Source organism: Streptomyces sporangiiformans, assembly GCF_005768555.2.
GTDB lineage: Bacteria > Actinomycetota > Actinomycetes > Streptomycetales > Streptomycetaceae > Streptomyces > Streptomyces sporangiiformans.
This window is the reverse complement of sequence record NZ_VCHX02000106.1, coordinates 1-5,387: the sequence shown is the minus strand read 5'-3', so window position 1 is coordinate 5,387 and position 5,387 is coordinate 1. Positions and strand designations below refer to the sequence as shown.

4 protein-coding genes are annotated in these 5,387 nt (G+C 69.1%); 1 reads left to right on the top strand and 3 read right to left on the bottom strand.

From position 1 onward, the window contains the following. Window positions 1-75: 75 nt before the first annotated feature. The 3 genes from FGD71_RS12600 to FGD71_RS12590 all read right to left on the bottom strand — a co-directional run bounded on the left by FGD71_RS12600 (window position 76) and on the right by FGD71_RS12590 (window position 3,534). Entirely contained in the window at window positions 76-2,013 is a 1,938-nt protein-coding gene (locus FGD71_RS12600; protein WP_119100503.1) for a S53 family peptidase, read from the bottom strand. A gap of 215 nt (window positions 2,014-2,228) precedes the next feature. After that, a complete protein-coding gene (locus tag FGD71_RS12595) occupies window positions 2,229-2,861 on the bottom strand; it encodes a DUF305 domain-containing protein (RefSeq protein ID WP_119100502.1) in 633 nt (210 codons plus the stop codon). Window positions 2,862-2,868: 7 nt separating this feature from the next. Next, window positions 2,869-3,534, bottom strand: a complete 666-nt coding sequence (locus tag FGD71_RS12590; RefSeq protein ID WP_119100501.1) for a thioredoxin-like domain-containing protein — start codon at window positions 3,532-3,534, stop codon at window positions 2,869-2,871. A gap of 429 nt (window positions 3,535-3,963) precedes the next feature. Here FGD71_RS12590 and FGD71_RS12585 point away from each other — a divergent pair, with 429 nt between their 5' ends. Further along, window positions 3,964-5,325 (top strand): glutamine synthetase family protein, encoded by a 1,362-nt coding sequence (locus FGD71_RS12585; RefSeq protein WP_119100500.1) that lies wholly within the window; start codon window positions 3,964-3,966, stop codon window positions 5,323-5,325. Window positions 5,326-5,387: the final 62 nt, after the last annotated feature.

Genomic DNA, 5,387 nt, shown 5'->3' with positions numbered 1-5,387 from the left:
GCCCCGCGCCCGCCCCTCGACGAGGGACGGGCGCGGGGCGTCCGGATCAGGTTCAGCGGCGATACCGCGCCGGGATCAGCGGCGGTACGACTGCACGTAGCCGGAGGCGGGCGTGCCCACCCCGGTGACGTCGTCGTAGCCGCGTACGGCCTTCAGTGAACTGTCCTTGCCGAGGCTGCGGACCGAGGTGGTCAGCCCCTCGGACGCGTCGAAGCTGTTCACGAAGTCGACGCGTGCCACCGCGAGCCCGGACCCCGTGGGGTTGTCCGTCACGTCGTGGTACGCCCGCGAGCCGTACTTCCCGTAGATCGCCGGGTTGGCGAAGCCGATCGGCTTGCCGCCGCGTGCCTCCTGGGCCAGCGCCTGGACGCCCGCGATCACCGGCGCGGCCAGCGAGGTGCCGCCGATGCGGTACTCGCTGTACTGCTGCGACCCGTCCGGGAAGGTCTGCGTCTGGCCGACCTTGAAACCGGTGTTGGGGTCGGCGATCGCCGCGATGTCCGGCACCGTGCGCATCGGCGTGGCACCGCCCGCCTCGGCGAGCCCGTCCGGCACGACACCCTTCTGGTAGAAGGGCTGCGACACGGTCCTGCTGGTGCCGCCGCCCGCGCCCGAGGTGAACGCGCCGGGGAAGTCCGTCCAGCTCTTGCCGTCGGCCGACAGCGTGGCCTTCTCCGTGCCCCAGCCGGTCTCCCACAGGTACGTGTCGTCCTTGCCCACCGCCAGCGAGGTACCGCCCACGGCCGTCACCCATGCCGAGTTGGCCGGGGTGTCGACCTGCTTCGTGCCGGTGGTGGCGACCTCGTCGCCGTTGTCGCCGGAGGAGAAGTAGAAGCCGATGCCCTCGACCGCGCCGAGCTGGAAGACCTGGTCGTAGGCCGCCGCGAGGTCCGGTGTCTGGTTGGCCTCGATGTCGCCCCACGAGTTGGAGACGATGTCGGCGAGATGCCCGTCGACGATCTTGCCCAGCGAGTCCAGCAGATCATCGTCGTAGCAGGAGGAGGCGCCCACGTACGTGATGTCCGCGGCGGGCGCGACCGCGTGCACGGCCTCGACGTCGAGGGTCTCCTCGCCGTACCAGCCGGCCGCCCCGCACTCCTTGGTCTTCGTGTACTTGCCGGGCAGCACCTGACGCAGCTGGCCGCCCCTGTAGGCCGCGTCGCCGTGCTTCTTCGCGTAGGTGGCCGCGTCGAAGGCGATGGTCGGCGAGGCGTACGCGTCGGTGATGGCGACCCGTACCCCCCGGCCCGTGCGGGTGCCCGCGCCGTACGCGGCCCGCAGCTGCTTGCCCGTGTAGCCCTCGACGGCGTACGGGATCTTCGTGCCGTACGCGTCCGGGAGGGTGCTCGCGGTGTTCGAGCCGTAGTACGAGGAGAACGGCCCGGAGTTGCGGAACACCGCGTCCGGCGGCGGCAGTTGGTCCCTGTGGCTCGCCTTGTGCGGGGCGTTGTCCAGGCCGGTGACGGTGAGGACGGCGCCGTTCAGGTCCGCCGGGGCCGAGGCCGCCGATGCAGGCGCCCGGTATGTCTTCGAGCCCTTGGTGTAGTTGTGCAGCTGGGTGCCGAACGCCTTCTCGGCGGAGGCCACGTCACCGGTCACCGAGACGTAGTGCCGGGCGGTGCCGGTGACCTTCAGCCCGGCCGACTTCAACCAGGCGGTCACCGCGGCCACTTGGGCCCTGGTCGCGCCGAAGCGCGCCTGCGCCTGCCCGGCGCTCAGGTACTTCCCGTACGAGGCCGACTCCGGGTCGGACACGGCCTTGGCGTACGCGGCCAGGCCCGTCGCGTCCCGGCCGGCGAGATAGACCCGGGCGGAGACCTGGGAGCCGTCGGCTGTGGCTCCCTTGTCCGCCTGGGCCGTGGCCCACAGGGGCTTGGTGCCCTTGAGGGTGGCGCGGGCGTCCGGGTCGTCCGCGTGGGCCGCGGGTATGCCGAGCGCCAGTGCACCGGCGAGCAGAGGCAGTGTCGCTGCCAAGCTCACACCGGCGCGCACGGTGGCGCGTTTCGATCTCATGGAACCCCCTGCGATGCGGTTCGTCGCGAGTGATCACTCGACGGTGGCCACTCTCGCGATGAACCGTTCACGCCAGGGGAATGGCGAGGCATGGGGTGGGCCAAGAACCACCCAAGCAAACGTATCGGGACCCAAGAGACCGTAACCGCAGGGGATTTGGCGTGATGGACGAGCCGTGATCGACGGGATGCGATGGGCCGGCCGCCCGGGACCGCTCAGCTCGGCGGCTTCGCCCCGCGCTCCTTGAGGAGGTCGGTCATCAGCTGCATCTCCGACTCCTGGGCCTCGACCATGCCCTGCGCGAGCCGGCGCTCCACCCCGACCTCGCACTTCTTCACACAGCCCTCGGCCATGTGCACGCCGCCCATGTGGTGGGAGTACATCAGCTGGAGAAAGAGGATCTCGGCGTCCTTGCCGCTCGCCTTGTTCAGCGACTTCAGCTCGGCGTCGGTCGCCATCCCCGGCATCAGCGCGCCGCCCTCGCCGGAGGCCATGTCGCCCATGCCCATCCAGGTCATGGGCGGGTCCGCCGACACCTTCGGCAGCTCCCACAGGTCCAGCCAGCCGATCATCATGCCGCGCTGGTTGGCCTGCGTCTGCGCGATGTCGTACGCGAGGCGGCGTACGTCCTCGTTCTCGGTGCGGTCGCGCACGATGTACGACATCTCGACGGCCTGCTGGTGGTGCACCGCCATGTCGCGCGCGAAGCCCGCGTCGGCGGACTTTGCCGACGGGGGCTTCATCCCGGAGTCGTCGCCGTCGGCGACCGCGTACGTGATCCCGCCGGCCGCCACGAGCACGGCCGTGGCCGCCCCGGCGATCCAGCCGACGTGTTTCGTCTTCCTCAAGGCTTCCTCACTGCGACAGGCCGTTGGTGCAGGCGGCGCCCGGCTCCGGAGTCTGCTTGCCCTGCACGAACTCCGAGAAGAACTTGTCGACGTTCGGGTCGCTCGCGCTCGTCACCGTGCGCTGCTTGCCCCACGCGGAGAGCATGATCGGGTCCTTCTGGTCCTCGACCGGGCTCATCAGCGAGTACGGGGTCTTCTTGACCTTCGCCGCGAGCGCCTTCACGTCGGCGTCCGACGCCTTGCTGTTGTACGTCACCCAGACCGCGCCGTGCTCGAGGGAGTGCACGGCGTTCACGTTCTTGATCGCCTTGGTGTATACGTCGCCGTTGCAGTTCATCCACACCTGGTTGTGATCACCGCCGACCGGGGGGTTCATCGGGTACTTCACATCACCGTTGACGTGCTTCTGGGTCAGCTTCGTGCTCCAGGTCTTCACGCCGTCCTTGCCCGTGACGAACTTCCCCGAGCTGTTCTTCGAGTCGCTGCTGGCCGAGTCGCTGTCGCCGGACTGCGAGCGGATGAGGACGGTGCCGCCGACGACGAGACCGCCGACTATCACCACGCTCGCGGTGATCGTGAGGATCCGGTTGCGGCGCTCGCGGGACTTCTCGGCGCGGCGCATCTCCTCTATGCGCGCCTTGCGCGAAGCGGAGCCGGTGTTCTTCGAACCCATGGGTGAGTCCTTATGGGGGTGGAGGGGGACGGTCGGGTCAGTTGATCGTAGTGGGGACGGGGACGGGGTATACAGGTCCCCTGTCCTCGGCCGTACATTTCCCGCCCACTGCCCAGCCTGCCACGGGGCCCACGGCTCGGCAGCCGCGAGGTTTGCGGCCAGGCCCCGCCACGGAGGAGGCGCGCCCGGGAGAAAGTGTGAGGGCCGGGCATTACAGGGACACGGGTGAGCAGGCAGTATGGGCAGCAGAGCAGTACACCTGCCGTATGTACACCTGCCGTATGGGAGGCGTTCAGACCGAGGTCGGCCGGCCGATCAAGGTCCGCAACGCGTACGAAATGGTGTTGTGGTGGGATGCTCACGTGCCCGACCGCCTCCCGTGGTGCGGGAGCAGGTGGTCTGACCAGCAAGGATGGGTGGAAGCGGAAGATGGACAAGCAGCAGGAGTTTGTGCTCCGGACCCTGGAGGAGCGCGACATCCGTTTCGTACGGCTGTGGTTCACGGACGTGCTGGGCTTCCTGAAGTCCGTGGCCGTGGCCCCGGCCGAGCTGGAGCAGGCCTTCGACGAGGGCATCGGCTTCGACGGCTCCGCGATCGAGGGCTTCGCCCGGGTGTACGAGTCCGACATGATCGCCAAGCCCGACCCGTCGACCTTCCAGGTCCTGCCGTGGCGCGCGGAGGCCCCCGGTACGGCGCGCATGTTCTGCGACATCCTCATGCCGGACGGCTCGCCGTCCTTCGCGGACCCGCGCTACGTACTGAAGCGTGCCCTCGCCAAGACCTCCGACCTGGGCTTCACCTTCTACACCCACCCGGAGATCGAGTTCTTCCTCCTGAAGAACAAGCCGGTCGACGGCACCCGCCCGACCCCGGCCGACAACTCCGGCTACTTCGACCACACCCCGCAGAACGTCGGCATGGACTTCCGCCGCCAGGCGATCACCATGCTGGAGTCGATGGGCATCTCGGTCGAGTTCTCGCACCACGAGGGCGCGCCGGGCCAGCAGGAGATCGACCTGCGCTACGCGGACGCGCTGTCCACGGCGGACAACATCATGACGTTCCGCCTGGTCATGAAGCAGGTGGCGCTGGAGCAGGGCGTCCAGGCGACCTTCATGCCGAAGCCGTTCTCGGAGCACCCGGGCAGCGGTATGCACACGCATCTGTCCCTCTTCGAGGGTGACCGCAACGCGTTCTACGAGTCGGGCTCGGAGTACCAGCTCTCCAAGGTCGGCCGCTCTTTCATCGCCGGCCTGCTCAAGCACGCCGCCGAGATCTCGGCCGTCACCAACCAGTGGGTCAACTCCTACAAGCGCATCTGGGGCGGCTCCGAGCGCACGGCAGGCGCCGGCGGCGAGGCCCCCTCGTACATCTGCTGGGGCCACAACAACCGCTCCGCCCTCGTCCGCGTCCCGATGTACAAGCCGGGCAAGACCGGCTCGGCCCGGGTGGAGATCCGTTCGCTCGACTCGGGAGCCAACCCGTACCTGGCGTACGCGGTCCTCCTGGCCGCCGGCCTCAAGGGCATCGAGGAGGGCTACGAGCTCCCGCCGGGCGCCGAGGACGACGTCTGGGCCCTCTCGGACTCCGAGCGCCGCGCGATGGGCATCGAGCCCCTCCCGCAGAACCTCGGCGAGAGCCTCACCCTGATGGAGCGCAGCGACCTGGTCGCCGAGACCCTGGGCGAGCATGTCTTTGATTTCTTCCTCCGCAACAAGCGCCAGGAGTGGGAGGAGTACCGCTCCGAGGTCACGGCCTTCGAGCTGCGGAAGAACCTGCCGGTGCTCTGAGCGCAGGGCAGCGGGGGTTCCCGGGTTCCCGCGACGGCCCGGTCCGGCGGCAGTGAGCCGCC